Annotated in this window: 17 protein-coding genes; 3 read left to right on the top strand and 14 right to left on the bottom strand. The window is 49.9% G+C overall.

Going from position 1 to position 19051, the window contains the following annotated elements; translation table 11 throughout:
• Positions 1–77: 77 nt before the first annotated feature.
• The 7 genes from FJQ58_RS06520 to FJQ58_RS06550 all read right to left on the bottom strand — a co-directional run bounded on the left by FJQ58_RS06520 (position 78) and on the right by FJQ58_RS06550 (position 8398).
• A complete protein-coding gene (locus FJQ58_RS06520) occupies positions 78–1238 on the bottom strand; it encodes a PQQ-dependent sugar dehydrogenase (RefSeq protein ID WP_238403859.1) in 1161 nt (386 codons plus the stop codon).
• 92 nt (positions 1239–1330) lie between these two features.
• Entirely contained in the window at positions 1331–2185 is an 855-nt protein-coding gene (locus tag FJQ58_RS06525; protein WP_139991618.1) for an inositol monophosphatase family protein, read from the bottom strand.
• A 109-nt stretch (positions 2186–2294) separates the two neighbouring features.
• The gene (locus tag FJQ58_RS06530; RefSeq protein WP_139991619.1) at positions 2295–3113 is read right to left on the bottom strand and encodes a sulfite exporter TauE/SafE family protein; all 819 of its coding nucleotides are present in this window, start codon (positions 3111–3113) and stop codon (positions 2295–2297) included.
• 107 nt (positions 3114–3220) lie between these two features.
• Positions 3221–4246: a UV DNA damage repair endonuclease UvsE gene (gene uvsE / locus FJQ58_RS06535; protein WP_139991620.1), complete on the bottom strand. Its 1026-nt coding sequence runs from the start codon at positions 4244–4246 to the stop codon at positions 3221–3223.
• A 3-nt stretch (positions 4247–4249) separates the two neighbouring features.
• On the bottom strand, positions 4250–4567 hold the full coding sequence (locus tag FJQ58_RS06540) for a hypothetical protein (RefSeq protein ID WP_139991621.1): 318 nt from the start codon (positions 4565–4567) through the stop codon (positions 4250–4252).
• Positions 4568–5930: 1363 nt separating this feature from the next.
• The gene (locus tag FJQ58_RS06545; RefSeq protein WP_139991622.1) at positions 5931–7061 is read right to left on the bottom strand and encodes a D-alanine--D-alanine ligase; all 1131 of its coding nucleotides are present in this window, start codon (positions 7059–7061) and stop codon (positions 5931–5933) included.
• Between the two features lie 23 nt (positions 7062–7084).
• Positions 7085–8398: an amidase domain-containing protein gene (locus FJQ58_RS06550; protein ID WP_139991623.1), complete on the bottom strand. Its 1314-nt coding sequence runs from the start codon at positions 8396–8398 to the stop codon at positions 7085–7087.
• A 287-nt stretch (positions 8399–8685) separates the two neighbouring features.
• Between FJQ58_RS06550 and acnA the strand changes: the two genes are divergently transcribed.
• Positions 8686–11409, top strand: coding sequence for an aconitate hydratase AcnA (acnA, locus tag FJQ58_RS06555; RefSeq protein ID WP_139991624.1), 2724 nt, complete (start codon positions 8686–8688; stop codon positions 11407–11409).
• Between the two features lie 243 nt (positions 11410–11652).
• Here acnA and FJQ58_RS06560 read toward each other — a convergent pair whose 3' ends face one another.
• Complete coding sequence (locus tag FJQ58_RS06560) at positions 11653–12396, bottom strand: IclR family transcriptional regulator (RefSeq protein ID WP_139991625.1); 744 nt, start codon at positions 12394–12396, stop codon at positions 11653–11655.
• A 253-nt stretch (positions 12397–12649) separates the two neighbouring features.
• Between FJQ58_RS06560 and FJQ58_RS06565 the strand changes: the two genes are divergently transcribed.
• Positions 12650–13705: an alpha/beta hydrolase gene (locus FJQ58_RS06565; RefSeq protein WP_139991626.1), complete on the top strand. Its 1056-nt coding sequence runs from the start codon at positions 12650–12652 to the stop codon at positions 13703–13705.
• Positions 13706–13786: 81 nt separating this feature from the next.
• Positions 13787–14872 (top strand): Fe-Mn family superoxide dismutase, encoded by a 1086-nt coding sequence (locus FJQ58_RS06570; protein ID WP_139991627.1) that lies wholly within the window; start codon positions 13787–13789, stop codon positions 14870–14872.
• A gap of 126 nt (positions 14873–14998) precedes the next feature.
• Here FJQ58_RS06570 and folE read toward each other — a convergent pair whose 3' ends face one another.
• The 6 genes from folE to FJQ58_RS06600 all read right to left on the bottom strand — a co-directional run bounded on the left by folE (position 14999) and on the right by FJQ58_RS06600 (position 18963).
• A complete protein-coding gene (folE, locus tag FJQ58_RS06575) occupies positions 14999–15592 on the bottom strand; it encodes a GTP cyclohydrolase I FolE (protein WP_139991628.1) in 594 nt (197 codons plus the stop codon).
• Positions 15593–15628: 36 nt separating this feature from the next.
• A complete protein-coding gene (locus FJQ58_RS06580) occupies positions 15629–15850 on the bottom strand; it encodes a YneF family protein (RefSeq protein WP_138755827.1) in 222 nt (73 codons plus the stop codon).
• Between the two features lie 212 nt (positions 15851–16062).
• Positions 16063–17247 (bottom strand): tRNA epoxyqueuosine(34) reductase QueG, encoded by a 1185-nt coding sequence (gene queG / locus FJQ58_RS06585; RefSeq protein WP_139991629.1) that lies wholly within the window; start codon positions 17245–17247, stop codon positions 16063–16065.
• A gap of 2 nt (positions 17248–17249) precedes the next feature.
• Positions 17250–17684: a ribonuclease HI gene (gene rnhA / locus FJQ58_RS06590; protein ID WP_139991630.1), complete on the bottom strand. Its 435-nt coding sequence runs from the start codon at positions 17682–17684 to the stop codon at positions 17250–17252.
• Positions 17685–17782: 98 nt separating this feature from the next.
• Positions 17783–18409 carry a signal peptidase I gene (gene lepB, locus FJQ58_RS06595; RefSeq protein ID WP_202915225.1) on the bottom strand — a complete coding sequence of 209 codons (627 nt, stop codon included), beginning with the start codon at positions 18407–18409 and terminating at the stop codon, positions 17783–17785.
• Entirely contained in the window at positions 18406–18963 is a 558-nt protein-coding gene (locus FJQ58_RS06600; RefSeq protein WP_139991631.1) for a DUF402 domain-containing protein, read from the bottom strand. Before FJQ58_RS06600 ends, lepB begins: the two co-directional genes overlap by 4 nt.
• Between the last annotated feature and the right edge of the window lie 88 nt (positions 18964–19051).

Below are 19051 nucleotides of genomic sequence, written 5' to 3' on the forward strand. Positions count from 1 at the left end.
TAAATAGACCTATTCCATCCGCTTCATCAGAAGCAGAGGGAATAGGTCTATTTTTGATGAGGCGATGCCTGAGCATGTTACTCAATAATCTTTAGCCGCAGCAATCGGTCATCGTTTTGGGACGGCGTGCCCCGACCATCGGTATTGTTCGTGATGACGTAGATGCGGCCATCTTTCATTTTCACATCACGCAGCCTGCCCTCTCCCTCGAAAATAACAGACATATCCTTTGTCGCCGGATCATAGCGGTAAAGCGCCCCTCCCACTAAGGTGGCGATCAGCATCCGATTATTTTCATCCATGGCCGCTCCTGAAGGGGCGATTGCCTTCTCGCCGGTATGAAAAATTGGCGTAATCATCCCCTCCTTCTCGGTACCTCCATAAATGTCGGGCCAGCCATAATTGCCGCCCGCTTCGATAATATTGATCTCGTCATGCCCGCCAGGATTGCCCGATGGGCCATGCTCGGTATTAAACATAATGTCCTCATGGTTCCATACCAGCCCCTGCGGATTCCGGTGACCATAGGAATATACGAAAGAACCCGGAAACGGATTATCTTCAGGAACCTTGCCATCCAGCGTCATTCTTAAAATTTTGCCGGCCAGACTTCCCTTATCCTGTGCCAGCTCACGCTGCTGCGCATCGCCGGTCGTCACGTAGAGCTGCTCGTCTGGACCAATCGCCATGCGCCCTCCATCGTGATTCGACGCGCCTGGAATGCCTTCCAGCAACGGGCGTACCTCATCCCATTGCTCCCCGTTTTGCTTCAGGAGCACCACTCGGTTCAACGTCTGGCCTTTCTCCTCATACGTATGATAAGCATAGGCCAAGCGGGTCTTAGCAAAATCCGGCGCTAGCAGGAAGCCAAGAAAGCCGCCTTCCCCTGCATGTTTAACGTTTTTTTGCAAATTGACCGTTTGGCGCGTCATGCTGCTTCCATCAACTTTGACGATATTGCCTTCACGCTCGCTAATATAGACGATATCTTGATCAAAGGCGATGACCCAAGGGATACGAAGCTCCTGTGCAAGCACCGTAAAGTCAGCCGTCTCCTCTTCTGGCTCTGCCGTTTCTTCGACCGGCATTGTTTCCGAGGGCTGTTCTGTTACCAGGCTCGTTGGCGCGTTCGTTGACGTCTGCGGCCCAGCGGACTCATTTGCTTCGCAAGCTGAAAGTATGCCCAGACATACCGTTGTCATAAGGATAGCGGCAAGCTTCTTTCCTGCTGTCTTCATCTTATTCTCTCCCCTCTTAGTCGATCCGATATCGCTTAAAACAGAGAAGGACAACAATTCTGCCAATCTCCCAGAATGCTGTCCTCCTTCTATTAATCGTTCGCCTTCGCTTCCGCTAAGGCTGCAATAAGCTCTTCTTGAATAAGTCCGTTAGTAGCGGTTACGTTTCGAACACCCAAATCGTAGGGCTGGCCCGATGCGCTTGTGACGATGCCGCCGGATTCCTGTACGAGCAGCGAGCCCGCTGCCAGATCCCAGCTGCTGAGCCCAATTTCCCAGAAGCCGCTTAAGCGTCCTGCTGCAACATAAGCCATATGCAGGGCCGCAGAGCCGGCAATCCGAAGGTTGCGCACCTGCGGGGCAACAGCCTGAATTCCTTTTAGGTTAAGCGGGAGCGCGTAATGATGATCCGCCGGCAAACCGGTCGCGACCAAGCTAGCGCGCAGCGTCTCGTCTTTGGATACCTGCATTCTTTTGCCGTGGACGTAGGCTCCCTTGCCCTTCTCCGCGACAAACAGCTCATCCTTCATCGGATCATAGACGACGCCAACGATAACCTCGCCGTTATGCGCGAGCGCGATGGATACGCAGAAGAACGGAAAGCCGTGAACGAAGTTGGTCGTCCCATCAATCGGGTCCACGATCCATAAATATTCGGCATCCCTTATATCCTCAAGCGCGCGTGCTGAAGCCTCAGGCCCCGGCTCCACTCCTTCTTCACCCAAAAACGAGTGGTGGGGAAAATGCGTCATGATCAGCTTTTTGATTAATCGCTCCGAACCTTTGTCTACTTCTGTAACTAGGTCATGCGAGGAATACTTTATATCAAGGCTGGCATAGTTGCCTAGTTTTGTCTGAATCCATTCTCCTGCTTTGGACGCACAATTAATGGCGACAGCAGTAAAGCTTTTCCCGCCTACGACGGAAGCATTGTTCTGGTCATTCACAATCCATCACTCTTCCCTCTATGTAAATTCACGAACGATTGAATTCTCTGTTATCGTCTAATACGGTTCAAGCACCTATCAAGTTTCGCATATGAATATTTTCACAATATCAAAATGATCGCAAGCCTTCAATAATTAATTGCCCAGCGAGTAGAAGCAGCGTCACCCTAAGCAGCCAAAGCAGCCCCTTGCCGCTCATCTTCACGGAGATTGCCGCTCCCAGCTTGCCGCCAATCCAAGCGCCAGGAACAAGCGCGAATACCAGCAGCCAATCGGTCTCCCCCAAGTACACATGCATGCCGCTCCCTAGTATGGAGGACAGAAAAATAACAAACATCGACGTTGCCGTCGCCATATGTGGCGGAAAACGAAAGAGCAGCACCATTAAAGGCACGAACAGCGAGCCGCCGCCGATACCAAACAACCCCGACATTAATCCAACGCCAAGCCCAATAGCAAGCGCTGGGACAATGCCATAGCTATAGGTGTGAACTTGACCTGATGCATCCGTCATTGTACGCACGATCGGCCACTGCTTCGAAAACGGTTTCATATAGTCACGAGCGATAAGAATGGACGCCATCACCAGCATAAAAATACCAAATACGAGCTGAAACGTACCCGCAGGGAGCCGGCCCGTTAGCGCTGAGCCTACCATTGCGGCGGGACCACTCGTGATAAAAAATAACCAACCGCTGCGAAAATCGACGATTTTGCGTTTAGCATAGCTTAGCGTAGAGGCCAGTGCCGTCACGACAAGAACGGTCAGCGATATGCCAACGGCTGTAGCATGTCCGATCTCGCCTCCGGTAAGCACCGGGCCAATCAGCATGAGTACCGGAACAATAATAATGCCTCCGCCTAAACCGACAATGCTGCCGAACATCGCTGCTACAACGCCTAGCAGTACAAGCAGTATCCATTCCATGTTGAGATCACCTTTTTGAGTTAATGGGACTTTGTTTGCTCCGCAGAGGCTCTTGCATGCAATAACACCGCCAAGGATAGGCCTTGACGGTGCTTGCATGTGCCTGTTTAATGCTCAGCGGTTATTTCTATGCGCCCGTCGTCCAATACTTTCACGCCGTTACCGCTCGCTTCCAATTGCTTAAAATCCTCAAGCAGCTTTATTAAAGCCTCATCCTTACTTTTCGCTTCCAGCATACAGTCCAAATATTCCGTACTGCGGGCTGCTTTGCGCAAAAACTGCAGCAGCGGCTCCGCTTCCACAAAATCCGCATGCCCTCGCGGGTCGGAAGGGCTCTTCGGGCTGGATGCATGAATTTTGGGAGGCAGCTGACTGGCCTCGGACAAGCCCAACCGCTCGCGTTCCTTCTGCCATGTGCGCTCGATACGCGGCCATAAGCCGTTGTACAGCTCATCATCGTCGATATCGCCGGGATTGACCGCATGATGGTGGATATCCAGCACCATGGGAATTCCAACCTGCTCTGCCGCATCCAGCGTTTCGCGTGCATGAAAGGTTTTATCGTCATTCTCAAGCGTAACCCGGTGCTTCAGTCGAGGCGCTAAAGCACTGAACTGACGGATAAAGCGCTCACCCGCCACTCCCTTATCGCCATAGGCTCCGCCCATATGTATGTTGCACTTCGTTGCTTCATCCAGCCCCATCGCTTCGAGCATTAGAACATGTGTAAGCAGATCCAGCTCTGACTTTCTTAGTACCTCTGCCCTGGGTGTACTAAACACACAAAAATGGTCCGGATGAAAAGAAACGCGGATGCCGTTTTTTTGCGCGAACTCACCAACCTCCCGAAATGCATGCGCGAGGGCGGTGAACGGATTCCAATCCGCCAAATCCTCGTGGGTAGCCAGCGGAATTAGTTTGGATGAGAAACGGTACATTTGGATGCCGCTGCCTTTGCAATGCTTTAAAATACGCAGCGTGCTGTGCAAATTTTCCTCCGCAATTCTCTCCAGCCTCCGAATGCCCGCTTCGCGGTCGTCCAGCTTCGAAAAATTAGCAAAGGTCATCGTTCTCGATGGAGAAGCATTTTCAAGCAGCAAACTCATGGCGACAAAACCTAATCTCACAATCATGGATTAAGCCCTCTCTCCAAAAAACATCTCAAAGGCAAGAGCCGTCTGCACTCTCGCTTCTTCTTCAGTCAGCTTTCTCACGAGTTCCATCTCCACTTGTGTCACTTCTTCGCCTTGGAAGTTAATCTCGGCGATTGAAGCTAAAATGCGGACGATTGCGATTGCTTCGTTGCCAGGCGTGTAAGCAATAACCTTCTGGCCCGTTGGAAATACGCGAAAGCCGCTCTTCACCATTTTGCCCTTACCATACTCCAACAATTCATAAAGCTCTTGTTCGGACTTAAATTTGCACACAGAATTAAACTCAGTTGCAAAACCCATATATTTCCCCTCCTTTCAGTGGAATTTCTACCCTAACCTTCAAAGGGGAGGTTTCTACCCTGCCTTCAAAGGCTTTACTGCGTATGGCTTCATTACATGAGGCTTTACTACTGAACATTAAATACTTCAAACGTTATAAGCTTCACTACCCAATCTTCAAAACATTTCGAACCCACCCAAACCCTCCCTTCCAAGGGAGGGCCCCAAGGGTTGCACCCTCTGGACACCCGCAACTAAACTAACGTTCCATCAACAATGTTGCCTCAATTCTACGTTTGCTTATGGATCGCTTTCGTCCCTGCGGGACACGCTTATACTTTGGTTAAAGATGCGATCTAGTCACCAGTCAGCTTCAGTTCTACGTTTGCACATGGCTCGCTTTCGTCCCTGTGGGACACGCTTACCTTTGGTTAAAGATGCGATGTAGTCACCAGTTAGCTTCAGTTCTACGTTTGCACATGGCTCGCTTTCGTCCCTGCGGGACACGCTTTAGTTTGGGTAGAGTAACAAGGATTAGTTGGTTTAAAGATTTTGGTTGCCCTCGATGAGCTGCACCAATTCAACTTGCGCTAGAGTAACATTTGAACAGTAAAGTTGCTTTTTCTATGTAGCCAGAGTTAAGCGGGAGGAGGAATAAACTTTAATTACGTTAATTTCCTCTTACAGCTAAATAACAGGAATTCCTCCTGCTAATTAACTCCATTTTGCTTAGTTTACTCATTTAGTTGGAAAATCTCCAGTTAATATCGAGCTTTTTCCACATTTCATTCTGAATCCGAGACTTTAACGGGAGAAAATCCTGTTAAATGATCGCTCTGTATACCAATCAAATCATTAACGGGAGTTTCTCCCGTTAATCACTCACTTTTAAAGATTTTCACCTTTTCCCCCTTAGTCCTCAAGCTAAATAAAATATCCAGAGGGCTGAGTCCTCTGGATATCTGCAGCAATCATAAAATTAATGAACATAAGATGTGCAGTAGCATAGGCTTCGAGCATCTAGGATGGGAGAAAAAGAAATGATTCCTCGCTTCATCGGCATTTGCATTGTAAAGAACAAATAAAACATTTAATTAGTTTAAAAGTCGTTTCCGTCAGCTGCGTTTAAATTAAAACAAACTTTCTCCTTACTTGAACTAAAGAACCCCAGTTTAAGCGAAGCGAGAAGATCGTTCTGGAGAAACGAAGTGTTCGCCTTTGTGGCCGGATTCTTACCTTAAAATGTCTTAGTCAATCAAAGAATCTGGTCACAACCGCGATCGTAGGAATGATCTACTCGCGCAGCGACCAAAACAAAAAAATTAAGTTCAACTTATATACATCCAAAAACGATTTCTTCTAAGTATCTTGCCAAGCTTCGCGCTTATTGGGCTGCCTCGCCAGTAAAGTCGATGCGTTGTTTTTCGGCGTGGCGGGCTAAAGCTAGGTTAATTAATGTATCTAACAATTCTTTATATGGAATGCCGGTTTCTTTCCACATGAGCGGATACATGCTGAAAGGGGTGAAACCCGGCAAGGTGTTTACTTCGTTAATGAACAGCTGATTGTCGTTTTTGCGAAGGAAAAAATCGACGCGGGACAAACCTGAGCCGTCAATGGACTGGAAAGCACGAACCGCCATTTCCCTAACGGATTCCGTTAGCTCTGGAGAAAGTATTGCCGGAATTTGCATCGTTGATTTACCATCGATGTACTTCGCCTTGTAATCATAAAATTCATTAGATGGCGCAATTTCGCCCGGCAAGGAGGCTTTTGCTTCGTCGTTGCCGAGTACGCTGACTTCGATTTCCCGAGCGTCTACAAATTCCTCGACGATGACCTTACGGTCAAAGCGGAACGCATAGTTAACTGCCGCAACCAGCTCTTCACGGTTTTTCGCTTTGGATACTCCGACGCTGGAACCTAGATTAGCCGGCTTAATAAAGCATGGGTAGCCGAGGGAAACCTCGCATTCCATAATGAAGAAGGAAGAATCTTTTTCCCATTGCGTGCGGTTAAAATATCGGAACACGCATTGCGGCAAACCTTCTTGAGCGAATACTTTTTTCATCAAAATCTTGTCCATCCCAACGGCAGATGCGAGAACGCCTGCACCTACGTAAGGAATGTTGGCCATTTCGAAAAGCCCTTGGATCGTGCCATCCTCTCCAAAGGTACCATGCAATAGCGGGAACACGACATCGAGGCGCGCATCAGCATTAGCATCAGCTTGACCTGAAGAATCGCCTGCTTGCAAGCCGGCAAATAATGGAGCAAGCGCGGAGCCTGTCTGCTGCGCCTCGCCTGCTTCAAAACGGAGCTCCTCTGCCGTGCCCGGACGGGCATTCAAAACGGCTCCCGTTTTCCATTCGCCTTGTTTTGTAATATAGAAAGGTTTAATTTCGTATTTAGCATAGTCAAATTCGCCCATAACTGCGTAAGCCGTTTGCAGAGAGACCTCATGCTCTCCCGATTTCCCCCCGTAAATTAAACCTACTCGAACCTTGCTCCCCATGGCATATCCTCCGGTACAATAATTTATAATAGATCAGCAATATGAAAAAAACGATATTTCGTTTGTTCCGTCCATGCATAGGAATCGCGATAATCCCAATATCGGTGTCTGCTGGAAACGGTGTTGGCATTTACCAGCGGCATGCCGAATGAATCGAAGGCCGTGACGATGGTACTATGCTGAAAACGGTGATCACCGTTCCAGTCATACGTAATGACATCGCCAAGCTGAAGCTCATCGGCAGATTGAACAACCTCCGCGCGAAGACCCGATGACCTAGAGGCGGTCAAGTAATTGGTAATGGCATTGGATACCGCCCAGCTGTAGCTCCACCATTCGCTGCCTTTATTTCGCCCTTTATACCACCAGCCCGTTTCTCTCTTACCAGTATAGTTCATCGGGGCATTGCCTGCAAAGATGCACTGCGACACATAATTGGTGCAATTCACCTCAAAAAGCTCGTAAGACGGGTTCCCTTCATTCCACCAACGATCCGCATACGCCGCAACCAAATCTCTCCTGTAACGAATGCCGGAAGGCCTGTGTTTGAATTGCTGTAATAGGTCATAATTTAAGTATGGTGTTGACGGTGACGATAGATCGCCAAATAGCTCCGAGTAATCATCGACGGTCATCCAGTTGTCTGTTGCCGTGCCAAAGCGAGGCCTGCGTTCCGCAATAATCGGCTCGACCCGCAGGACCTCCCATTCCCCGCCGGACAGGCCTAACCAGAGACGTTCGAACTCGGATCTTTCCTCCATATAAAATCGGCCAGTCTGCTCCATTCGTCTTTTGATATGAAGCCGGATAAGCACCGAGACCTCGCTTGGCGATTCATTTACACGAATGAGCTCGGCTTTGGTCTCGCTTCCTGCTGGGAGCGCGCCTCTGTGCCAATCGCGCTCGCGAAGACGATCCAGCCTGCCGCGGAGCCTTTCGCAATGGTCAGCATCGGTAACGAAATCCGTCAGCACGGCAGCCTGCTGATTAGCTTCGGCATGATTGTACAGGCTCACGTAACGATGAACGGCAGCTTTCCAGCCTGGCTGCTTCCCTTCTTCCCTGTGCTGATCGTAATCCGAAGATCTCAGCAAAGAGTTCAGCTTAGAGGACTGCTGCCTCACTGCCGCTGCTGGCTGCTTCTTTTTATCCGCGCTGTGCAGGCTAGGGGTATCTACTGGCGAAGACTGTTCAACTGGCAGCTCCGCAGATTTTTGGTGAAGCACATGCGTAGAAGCTTTCAGCCGAGGCTTGCTTTGTGATGCTGCCGGCTTCGAAGCTGCTTGAGGACGTTTTGGGCTTTGAACATTCTGACCCCGGTTTCCTGTTCGCGTCATAGCTGTCCCCTCCTTGAACTTATCGTACATGCGAATGTACATGCTGTTTCACTAACGCAGCTAATGAAATTTTTACGCTCAAGACAGATTAACTGCTTCATTATATGAAGGCATCTTCCGTTTCATGTAATATTCGTCAGGTTCGATTTCCATGCCATTTTCAGTCGCCCAAAGTCATAATTGGACTTTACGGAAGGACCATTTTAGCGATATACTATGAATATAGAGATTTTGAAATTGTGTTTCACAGAATGAAACATGAAATCCATTCACAGAGGAGAATGACGATGGCTACACAAAATCATTATTCAGTTCGCACAACGCTGGACGCCGGTGGCAAATCATACGCTTACTACCGTCTGGGCGGACTTGAAGAACAAGGACTAGGCGACATTTCGAAGCTGCCTTTTTCCATTAAAGTATTGCTTGAGGCTGCTGTCCGTCAATTTGACGGCCGCGCGATTACACCTGAACACGTTAAGCAGCTTGCTACTTGGGCTGACGGACGCGAAGATAAAGAAATACCGTTCATCCCTGCCCGTATCGTATTGCAGGATTTCACAGGCGTTCCGGTTGTCGTAGACCTTGCGGCTATGCGCGATACCGTGAAAAAAGCTGGCGGAGATCCTAAGAAAATCAACCCGCTCGTACCCGTAGACCTTGTTATTGACCACTCGGTAATGGTTGATGCTTTCGGTTCACCAGAAGCACTTGAATACAACACAAAAGTTGAATTCGAGCGTAACGAAGAGCGTTACCGTTTCCTTCGCTGGGCACAAACGGCATTCGATAACTTCCGCGCGGTTCCGCCGGGCACAGGTATCGTTCACCAAGTTAACCTTGAATACTTGGCATCCGTTGCAGCAACAAAAACCATCGATGGCGAAACTGTCGTATTCCCTGATTCCCTCGTAGGTACGGATTCGCATACTACGATGATCAACGGTCTAGGCGTTGTGGGATGGGGCGTTGGCGGTATCGAGGCAGAAGCTGGTATGCTTGGCCAACCGCTATACTTCGTTATGCCTGAGGTTATCGGCTTCAAGTTGACAGGCAAGCTGGCAGAAGGCTCTACAGCAACTGACCTTGCGCTTACGGTTACTCAAATTTTGCGTAAAAAAGGCGTTGTCGGCAAATTCGTTGAGTTCTTCGGCCCTGGCCTCTCGAACATCAGCCTTGCTGACCGTGCAACAGTTGCCAACATGGCACCGGAATACGGCGCTACAATCGGCTTCTTCCCTGTAGATAACGAAACGCTTAGCTACCTGCAGCAAACTGGCCGTTCTGAAGACCTAATCGAGCTAGTAGGCTCATATTATAAAGCGCAAGACATGTTCCGTACGGACGAGACCCCAGATCCGGTATTTACGGATGTCGTTGAGCTGGATCTTTCCACAATCGTTCCTTCCCTTGCAGGTCCAAAGCGTCCACAAGACCGCGTTGAGCTTACTGCAATGAAAGAATCGTTCAACAGCATCATCCGTACGCCGATCGACAAAGGCGGATACGGTCTGAGCGATGATAAAATCGATCAAGTGGTAACGGTTAAGCATAATGATGGCCAAGTGAGCAAAATGGGCACTGGCGCAGTCGTTATTGCTGCGATCACAAGCTGTACAAATACATCTAACCCAAGCGTAATGGTCGGTGCCGGCCTTGTTGCCAAGAAAGCAGTAGCGCTTGGACTTAAGAAACCTGCTTATGTAAAAAGCTCCCTTACACCGGGCTCGCTCGTTGTAACGGAATATTTGACCAAAGCAAACCTGCTTGAGCCGCTTGAAGCGCTTGGCTTCCACGTTGCCGGCTATGGCTGTGCAACGTGTATCGGTAACTCCGGTCCGCTTCCGGATGAAGTAAGCAAAGCAATCACGGATAACGATATGACGGTTTCAGCCGTTCTTTCCGGTAACCGTAACTTTGAAGGCCGCGTACATGCGCAGGTTAAAGCGAACTACCTGGCTTCGCCGCCGCTTGTTATCGCCTATGCGCTTGCGGGTACAACAAATATCGATCTGACTACGGATCCAATCGGTTACACGGAAGCTAACCAGCCGGTGTACCTCAAAGATATTTGGCCGACTTCACAAGAAATCAACGATGCGATGACAGCTGCGCTTAACCCGCAAATGTTCCGCGACAAATACGAGAACGTATTTACACAAAATGAGCGTTGGAATGCCATTTCCGTTCCTAAAGGCGAAAGCTACGAATGGGATAACAAATCAACGTACATCCAAAACCCGCCGTTCTTCGAAAACCTTGGTCCAGATCTTACGGATATCGGGGACATTCATTCGGCAAACGTGCTTGCGCTAATGGGCGATTCCGTAACGACGGACCATATCTCCCCTGCAGGTAACATTACGGTTAACAGCCCAGGCGGCCAATACTTGATCGATAACGGCGTTAAACGCGAAGACTTCAACTCCTACGGCTCACGCCGTGGTAACCATGAAGTTATGATGCGCGGTACGTTCGCCAACATCCGTATTCGTAACCAAGTGGCTCCAGGCACTGAGGGTGGCGTAACGACTTACCTGCCTACTGACGAAGTAATGTCAATCTACGATGCATCAATGAAATACCAAAAAGACGGCAAAAACCTTGTCGTTCTGGCTGGTAAAGAATACGGTACAGGAAGCTCGCGTGACTGGGCTGCCAAAGGTACATTCCTTCTTGGCGTAAAAGCAGTTATCGCTGAAAGCTTCGAGCGTATTCACCGCTCCAACTTGGTTGGCATGGGCGTATTGCCACTGCAATTCCCAGAAGGCCAAGGCTGGAAGACGCTTAACATCACTGGCCGTGAAGTATTCGACATCGTTGGCTTGTCCAATGACGTAACTCCAGGCTCGCAAGTAACCGTTACGGCTACCCGCGAAGACGGCACAACATTTGATTTCCCAGCAATCGTTCGTCTTGACTCTGTCGTAGACGTTGATTACTACCGCAATGGCGGTATCCTTCAAACGGTACTTCGCCAAATGATCGCTAACATGAACACTACTGCTTAATAAGCAGGATCCCAGATTGTCATAAAAAGAACTTTGCCGTAACCGGCAAAGTTCTTTTTTTATATCCATAGGCCCACTTGTAATTAGTACGTTAAACTAATTCCTCTCCTGCTATATTCTTCAACTGATCTAAGATGCGGGGAGCTTTCAGCTTCTTTTAGTGTCAATAACCGCATGATGACCCTAGTCCTTTTCAACAAAAAAAAGACCAGTTCCAAGGCGCTCCTCAGAACCGGTCTTCCCTTATAAGCTCATCGTACCCATCCGTTTTGCAGATTCCATCACTACGGGTGCGTATTGACTCATGATTTCCATAGTCATCCGGCTGGCGGGCCCAGATACAGATAAGGCAGCCGCCAGCTTCCCTGTCCGGTTGAATATAGGAGCTGAGATCGCCGCAGCGCCGGGCTCCCTTTCTTCAAAGCTTGTTGCGTAGCCGTGCAAGCAAATCTCCTCAAGCTGCTGCTTGTATTGGTCCAGATCGATTGAGTATAGCCAAGCCGGGTCTCCGAATATACTCTCCTGCACAATTAGGTCCGAATAGGCGATCAGCACCTTGCTGGAAGCTCCAGCGTAAAGAGGAAGCCTGGCCCCTACCGGGGCAACCCGCCGCACGGGCTGATTGCTCTGTACGGCTTGCATGCGAATCCGTTCGGAGCCATCTCTTACATATATGCTTACGGTTTCTCCCAGCTGATCACGCAGGCGCTCCATCTCCGGCAGCCAAATGGTGCCTTGGTCGTCGGTGCGCGATAAATTGGCGGAGAGTTCCCACATTTTCAATCCCAAATGATAACGGTCGGTTGAACGGTCCCGTTCAATAAAGCCCTTCTCCTCAAGCGTCGCGAGCATCCGGTGAACCGTGCTTTTGTGCAGGCCAACATGCTCGGCAATTTCCGTCATCGCCCAGTCCGTTTTCAAGGTAAAGCACAGTAATATATCAAGCGCTCGATCCACAGCCCGAACCGTCGATTTTCCTTCTTCCATGCCGCCGCACCTCCCTCTACAAAAGTTTCATCCAATGAAACCGATTCTCATTCAGTATAACTCATTGCCGCTACTATCGTAAAGAAGAGTTGTTTACATTACAGCAATATTACAAATGATTAACATTACCTCGACACCAATTGACAGGCTACTAGGACCGGACTACGATTAAAGTACTAGAAATAAAAAGCGCTTACAGCGCTGAGGACAACTTCGAACCAATGACGGTTGCTAACAGAGGGAGGACAACGACATGAGCACGACCTTGATGACACCATTGCCCCTTGAAGGCGGATTTCCGCAGACTCTTCAGCCCTTTCCTATGGGAGAAGCCGAAAATTTGTTCCAGCTTCGCAAAACCAAGAGCCGCGGCAAGCATCTGCTCGTTGCCTCGATTGCTTCTCTGACGGCGATGTGCCTGCTGGCCGTCCTTATCTTTCATGGCTATGTGGCTTGGATGCTTGCTTATCCTTATGTAGCACCGCTTTCCTCCAATCCGCAAGCGGCTATAGGCCTGGATTACGAGGATGTCATTTTTCCTAGTAGAAGTGGCGACACCACCGTTAGCGGCTGGTTCATTCCTGCGAATGAGGATACAAGTGAAATTGCTCCATCTGCGCGTACGGTCGTTTTCAGCCATGGCTATGGCGCAAACCGCGAAGAATCCTGGGTGCCGATGTATGAGCTCTCGAAGCTGCTGCACGGCCTAAACTATAATGTATTGCTATTTGATTACGGTTATGCCTCTAAAGAGTATAAAGCTCCCGCTACGGGCGGCCTTGAGGAGTCGCAGCAGTTGCTGGCTGCCGTAGACTATGTCAAGTCCCGCGGAGCCGAGGATATTGTGGTATGGGGCTTCTCCATGGGCGCCGGAACCGCTTTACAGGCCGCTCTTCAGACCGAGGACATTGATGCCATGATTCTCGATAGCCTTTTTATTCCGAGCCCCGAGGCCTTGTTTGATAACCTGAATCAATTCGTATCCCTGCCGCGCTTCTCGTTGCCGCTCATTGAATCCATGATTCCGCTCTGGACCGGCACAAGCTTCGGATCGATTCCGGCAAGCGAGGTCATCTCCAACGTCTATAATATTCCGCTATTTATTATACATGGGACGAATGATGTGAAAGCTCCGTTCCAGACCGCCGAAGCCGTTGCAGAGGGGCAAGGCAACGTTCTTTCCCGCTCATGGATCGTCCCGGACGGAAAGCACGAGCTGCTCTTCCAGGTGCATCCAAGCGAATATATTCAAAGAGCCGCGCTGTTCCTTAGTCAGGTTGATCAGCAGCTGCAAGCAGAACGCGCATAATCAGCAAGCACGACATATGCCCCTATCTCAGCGAATACATCTAATATAGATGCACTTGTTGCGACAGAGGAGGCGATGGTCGTGCTTTTTGTTTATGGAACGCTCATGCCCGTTCGGGTGATTGAATTTGTACGGCATTGGAAGCTGCAAGAGAAAGAGCATGCCGCCGTCATTTTGCAAGCGGCACCTGAGCTTGAACCCCAATACGTACAGCTCCTGCAATCCTGGGAGCCTGTCTTCTCTCATACGGCGCAATACACCAACCAATGGCTCGATGATTGGCTGCCCTTTCCGTCACGCCTTCCTCAGCACGTAGAAGAATCCGTCGATGCCCTTATCGATGCGGCGCTTGAACAATCTCGAACCTACGTGGATCAATTGACGCAACTAACCGAGCGCACGGCAGCGGTAGCTTCGCCCATTACCAAAACGGTCATCTCACACTCCATTCGCGAATCGAACTACTATATTGGACTCATGGCCAATTATAGGCAAGCTGTCGTTAGTCACGGTTCTAACGAGCATCGTACCACGCTGCAGCAGGTACCAATAGGAGGGCATATCCTTCCCACTTTGCCCTATCCCTATCAAGCCCTAGAGCCCTATATCGATGAACCTACCATGCGCATCCATCATGACATTCACCATCAATCCTACGTTGACGGTTTAAACAAAGCGGAGCTCCAATTGCAAACCGCACGCGAAACGGGAAACTTCGAGCTTGTGAAGCATTGGGAACGCGAGCTTGCCTTTAACGGTGCAGGCCACTATTTGCATACGCTGTTTTGGAATGCCATGTCGCCCTATGGCGGCGGGGAGCCGACAAGTACGCTAAGCTTGCAGATTAGAAATGATTTTGGCAGCTTTACTGCGTTTAAGAAACAATTCAGCGAAGCGGCCGCGAAGGTAGAAGGCAGCGGCTGGGCTATCCTCATATGGAGCCCGCGCAGTAGGCGCCTGGAGATTCTTACTGCGGAGAAGCATCAGAATTTATCGCAATGGGATGCCATTCCCTTACTGCCCTTGGATGTGTGGGAGCATGCTTATTACCTAAAGCATCAGAGCAAGCGGCCGGATTATGTGAAGGATTGGTGGAACGTGGTGAATTGGCCCTATATCCAAGATCGCTTCGAAGAGACGCGCAAGCTGGTATGGGCGCCATTCTGACAAGCATCCTGTTGTCTATCGATTGCTCTTCGGAACAGGCAGCTTGCAAACCGTTCAGAAGACAGAAAGAGAGGCTGACCCCAAAGGATATATCCTTTGGGAGTCAGCCTCTCTTCGTTGCAAAGCCTATCGCTTCAATAAAGTAAGAAATTCGGAACGAAGTGCAGGATTGCTGCGGAATTCGCCTCTTACGGCTGAAGTAACCGTCATGCTGCCTGGCTTCTTGACGCCGCGGGCGCACATGCACAAATGCTCGCCTTCGACAACGACCATTACCCCATTCGGCTGCAGCTCCTCGGCCAGAATGTCGGCCAATTGCGATGTAATTCTCTCTTGCACCTGCAGACGGCGCGTAACCGCCTCTACAAGGCGCGCAAGCTTGCTAAGTCCCGCAATTTTGCCGCTTGGCAAATACCCGATATGCGCTTTGCCGAAGAAAGGTGCCATATGATGCTCGCATTGGCTGTAATACACGATGTCCTTGACGATCACAAGCTCCTCATGCTGCTCATCGAACGTTACGCCAAGCACCTCGCGGGGATCCACCTCATATCCGGCAAAAATCTCCTCGTACATCCGGGTTACCCTTGCAGGCGTTTCCAGCAACCCTTCGCGCTCAACATCCTCACCAATCAATTTCAAAATTTCTTTGATATGATGCTCAATCTGCTCCCGGTTGCCCGATACATTCGAATTGACGTAATCTTTCCTTCCCGCCATTTCTGAACCTCCTTCCGGTTCTCCTCGTCAACTTGTTTATCTGCGAGGCATTTTTTGATTTTTCATCATGTGCTGCGCTTTTTGCATTTGCTGTTTGTTCAGGTTATAGCCCATTTGCTTAGCCATTTTCTGAATCATTTCCGGATCGTTTTGCATTTTCTCAAGCTGCTTGCGCAGATAGAATACGCCAACAAAGAAGCCCCCTACAGCTCCTGCAAGCAAAGTAACGATTGGTACTACGATATTAACCCATGTCATGCCTTTCACCTAACCCTTTCTAACTCTCCTGGTGTGTATAATGTCCCAATAATAGCATGTTCGCCCCTCGTTCGCAATGAACAGCTTTTCATGGATAACCGCTCTAATTCCTAGCTGGCACAAGCGAAAATCAACTTCTTGCCTCCAAGCTTAGCAGCGCAGTTTTTATCGGCAGCCCACCGCCGTAGCCGGCAATTTTGAGAATTAGCTCCTCAAGCCTGAGACCCATCATCCTGCTGCTGGCGCTCGGAATCTTTAATTAGGCTGCCAAGCTGGTCAATCGCTTGCAGAATGGCTTGCTTGGCTTCCTCGTCGCTCTCTTTGCCAGCAGCAATCAGCAATGCTTCTTCGGCCTGCTCTCCCCCGATTCTTGCAAGGGACCATGCGGCGGTACCGCGCAGCACAGGCCTCGGGTCCTGCCCCAATACCTGAATCAAATCCGGTACTGCGCTTGCTTCCTTGAAGTTGCCTAGAGCGATCACCGCATTTCGCTGAATCGGCTTCTTGCCGCGCCATGCGGAGGAGGTGCTTCCGTATCTTCTCTGGAAATCCTTGTTTCCGATCGTTAGCAATGGCACGAGCAGCGGCTTCGCGAGCTCATGGTCAGGCTGCAATTCCGGCTGATGCGTCCAGTTTTTCCCGCGGTTTACCGGACAAACGGTCTGGCAGGTATCGCAGCCGTACAGCCGATTGCCAATCTTGCGCATGAATTCATCCGTAAGCATCCCTTTCGTTTGCGTAACAAAAGAAATGCAACGGCTCGAATTCAGCTGACCCGGTCCGACCAAAGCGTCCGTTGGGCAGGCATCAATGCATTTGGTGCAAGAGCCGCAGCTTTCCGTTACCGGCTCGTCTGGTGCTAGCGGAAGATTCGTTATCATCTCGCCAAGATAGATCCATGATCCGAGCTCCGGCGAGATGATGGAGCAGTTTTTAGCGCTCCAGCCAAGGCCGGCACGCTCTGCAACGGCACGATCCGATAGAGCGCCCGTATCGACCATGCTCTCCACGCGCAAGTCCGGCACACGCTCTCTCAGCCAGGCTTCAAGCTTCGCGAGCCTGTCCCTCAGCACCTTATGATAATCATCGCCCCATGCCGAACGTGCCATGATGCCGCGCCGTGCCCCAGGCTCCGATTTGGGAGGGTCTTTCAGCTTGGAGGGATAGGCGATGGCGATGGCGATAATCGATTGCGGATTATCGAAGAGCAGCGCAGGATTTGTTCGCTTCTCAATGTCCGGCTCCTCAAAGCCGGATTCCCGTCCCAGCTCCCTATGCCTGAGCAAGATTTGCTTCAAGGACACAAAAGGATCAGCTGAAGCGACTCCGATCTTGTCAATGCCTAGACTAAGCGCTGCCTCCTTCATCTCTGCCTTGAGCTTGGCCCATTTATCCATCGCTATAACCTTCGGATGGCTTCACGAGCAAGCTCATCACAGCGATTGTTCCATTCGTTATCGCTATGGCCTTTGACTTTTATATATTCAACCTCATGCCGCTGCATAAGCTCCCAAAGCGCCTTCCACAGCTCTTGATTCTCTACCGGCTCCTTCTTGCTGTTCTTCCAGCCGTTGCGCAGCCAGCCCTTGATCCAGCCCTTCTGGAAGCAGTTCACAACATATGCAGAGTCACTGTACACCTTTACCCGACAAGGCTCTTTCAGCAGCTTCAAGCCTTCAATAACCGCTTGAATCTCCATCCGGTTGTTTGTCGAATGCTTCTCCCCGCCGGAAATCTCCTTCTGATGAACGCCAAAAAACAGCACCGCTCCCCAGCCGCCCGGACCCGGGTTGCCGGAGCAGGCACCGTCTGTATAAATCATAACGTCTTTTATGGTCGAACCCTCCTTAAAAGGTTATCGCTAATCTGCCACCATTTTGTCCGCTCGGACGAGAGCGTCAGCGAACGCTGCCTCTATGACAATCGATGCGGTTAAAGCGCTCTGATCATTTTGTAAGGCCAGACAATAAACTCAGCTTTGCCTCTAACCAGCTCTTCCGGCACCGCATGGAACGATCTGCTGTCCAAGCTTGCCCTCGAATGGCGATTATCTCCCATTACAAAATAATGTCCGGCAAGGATCACTTCGGGTCCATAGCTCATGTCCTCAATCAATGAATCGGTATACGGCTCGTCCACCAGCTCGCCGTTCCGGTACAAGCGCTGGTCGTGAACCTCAATGCGGTCGCCTGGAATCCCTACAATTCTTTTCACCAGATATTTTTTCTCTTTGTCGCTTGTGTTCGGTTCCTTCAATATAACAACATCGCCGATTCCCGGCTTACCGAACAAATATACGAATTTATTAACAAACAGCCATTCGTGCTGCGTTAGCGTTGGCTCCATTGAATGTCCCTCGACCTTTGAGAGGTTAAACACAAAGAAATGCAGAAGCATGACCACCGCAAAAGCAATGACCAGCGTCTTGGTCCAATCGAGCAGCTCCGCAAGCATAGAAGGCTTTGCTCCTGCCTGCAGCGGAGACTGGCTGCTGCCTTCAACAGAAGGATGGGCTTGATTACTCTTCGGTTTGCTGCGTTTTCCGTTTAACAGGCTCATGATTCCACCTCATTGTTGCGCCTCAACCATTCCTCATAATAAAGCGTCACAAAGTGATCCTGGAAAGGGGATTGCTTCTGATCAATACGGTGCAGAAGCGCCTCTAACCCGGCTTGTACTTTGTCTTCTACCATTTGGGGATAGTGGTAAGCCGCTTTGTGCATGTCATATTCATCCTGATCGACTACATGCCTGCTGCCGTCCGCCGAACGAATGACGTCCAGATCGTAATCAATATACGTGAGAACATCTCCTTGCAAATAAGGCGGCGAGGCGATATTACAATAGTAACGAATGCCGCTCTCCTCGAGCAAGGCAACAACATTAAACCACTGCCCAGGTATAAAAAAAGAGACTGCCGGCACTCGGCTCACCCATATTTTACCATCTGATTCTTGTATAGGGGTCTGACGATTGATGAGCACCTTCATCGACTCTTCCTTGTGCTCATCAGCAAGCAGCTCATTCGAGACAAGCCAATTTTGCTGCCATGTCCGGTGTATATGGCCGTTATGTTTGAAGCTTTTGATGACACAATGCCGATAGGGTTCCATCCCGTTCTCCTCGTAAAAGTATATAGTAATAAGAAAAGCATATCTGACCGCCAAAAGCAATGGCGATGCAGATATGCCCTGCGTACAA

This window comes from Paenibacillus paridis, from assembly GCF_006345825.1.
Taxonomy (GTDB): domain Bacteria; phylum Bacillota; class Bacilli; order Paenibacillales; family Paenibacillaceae; genus Pristimantibacillus; species Pristimantibacillus paridis.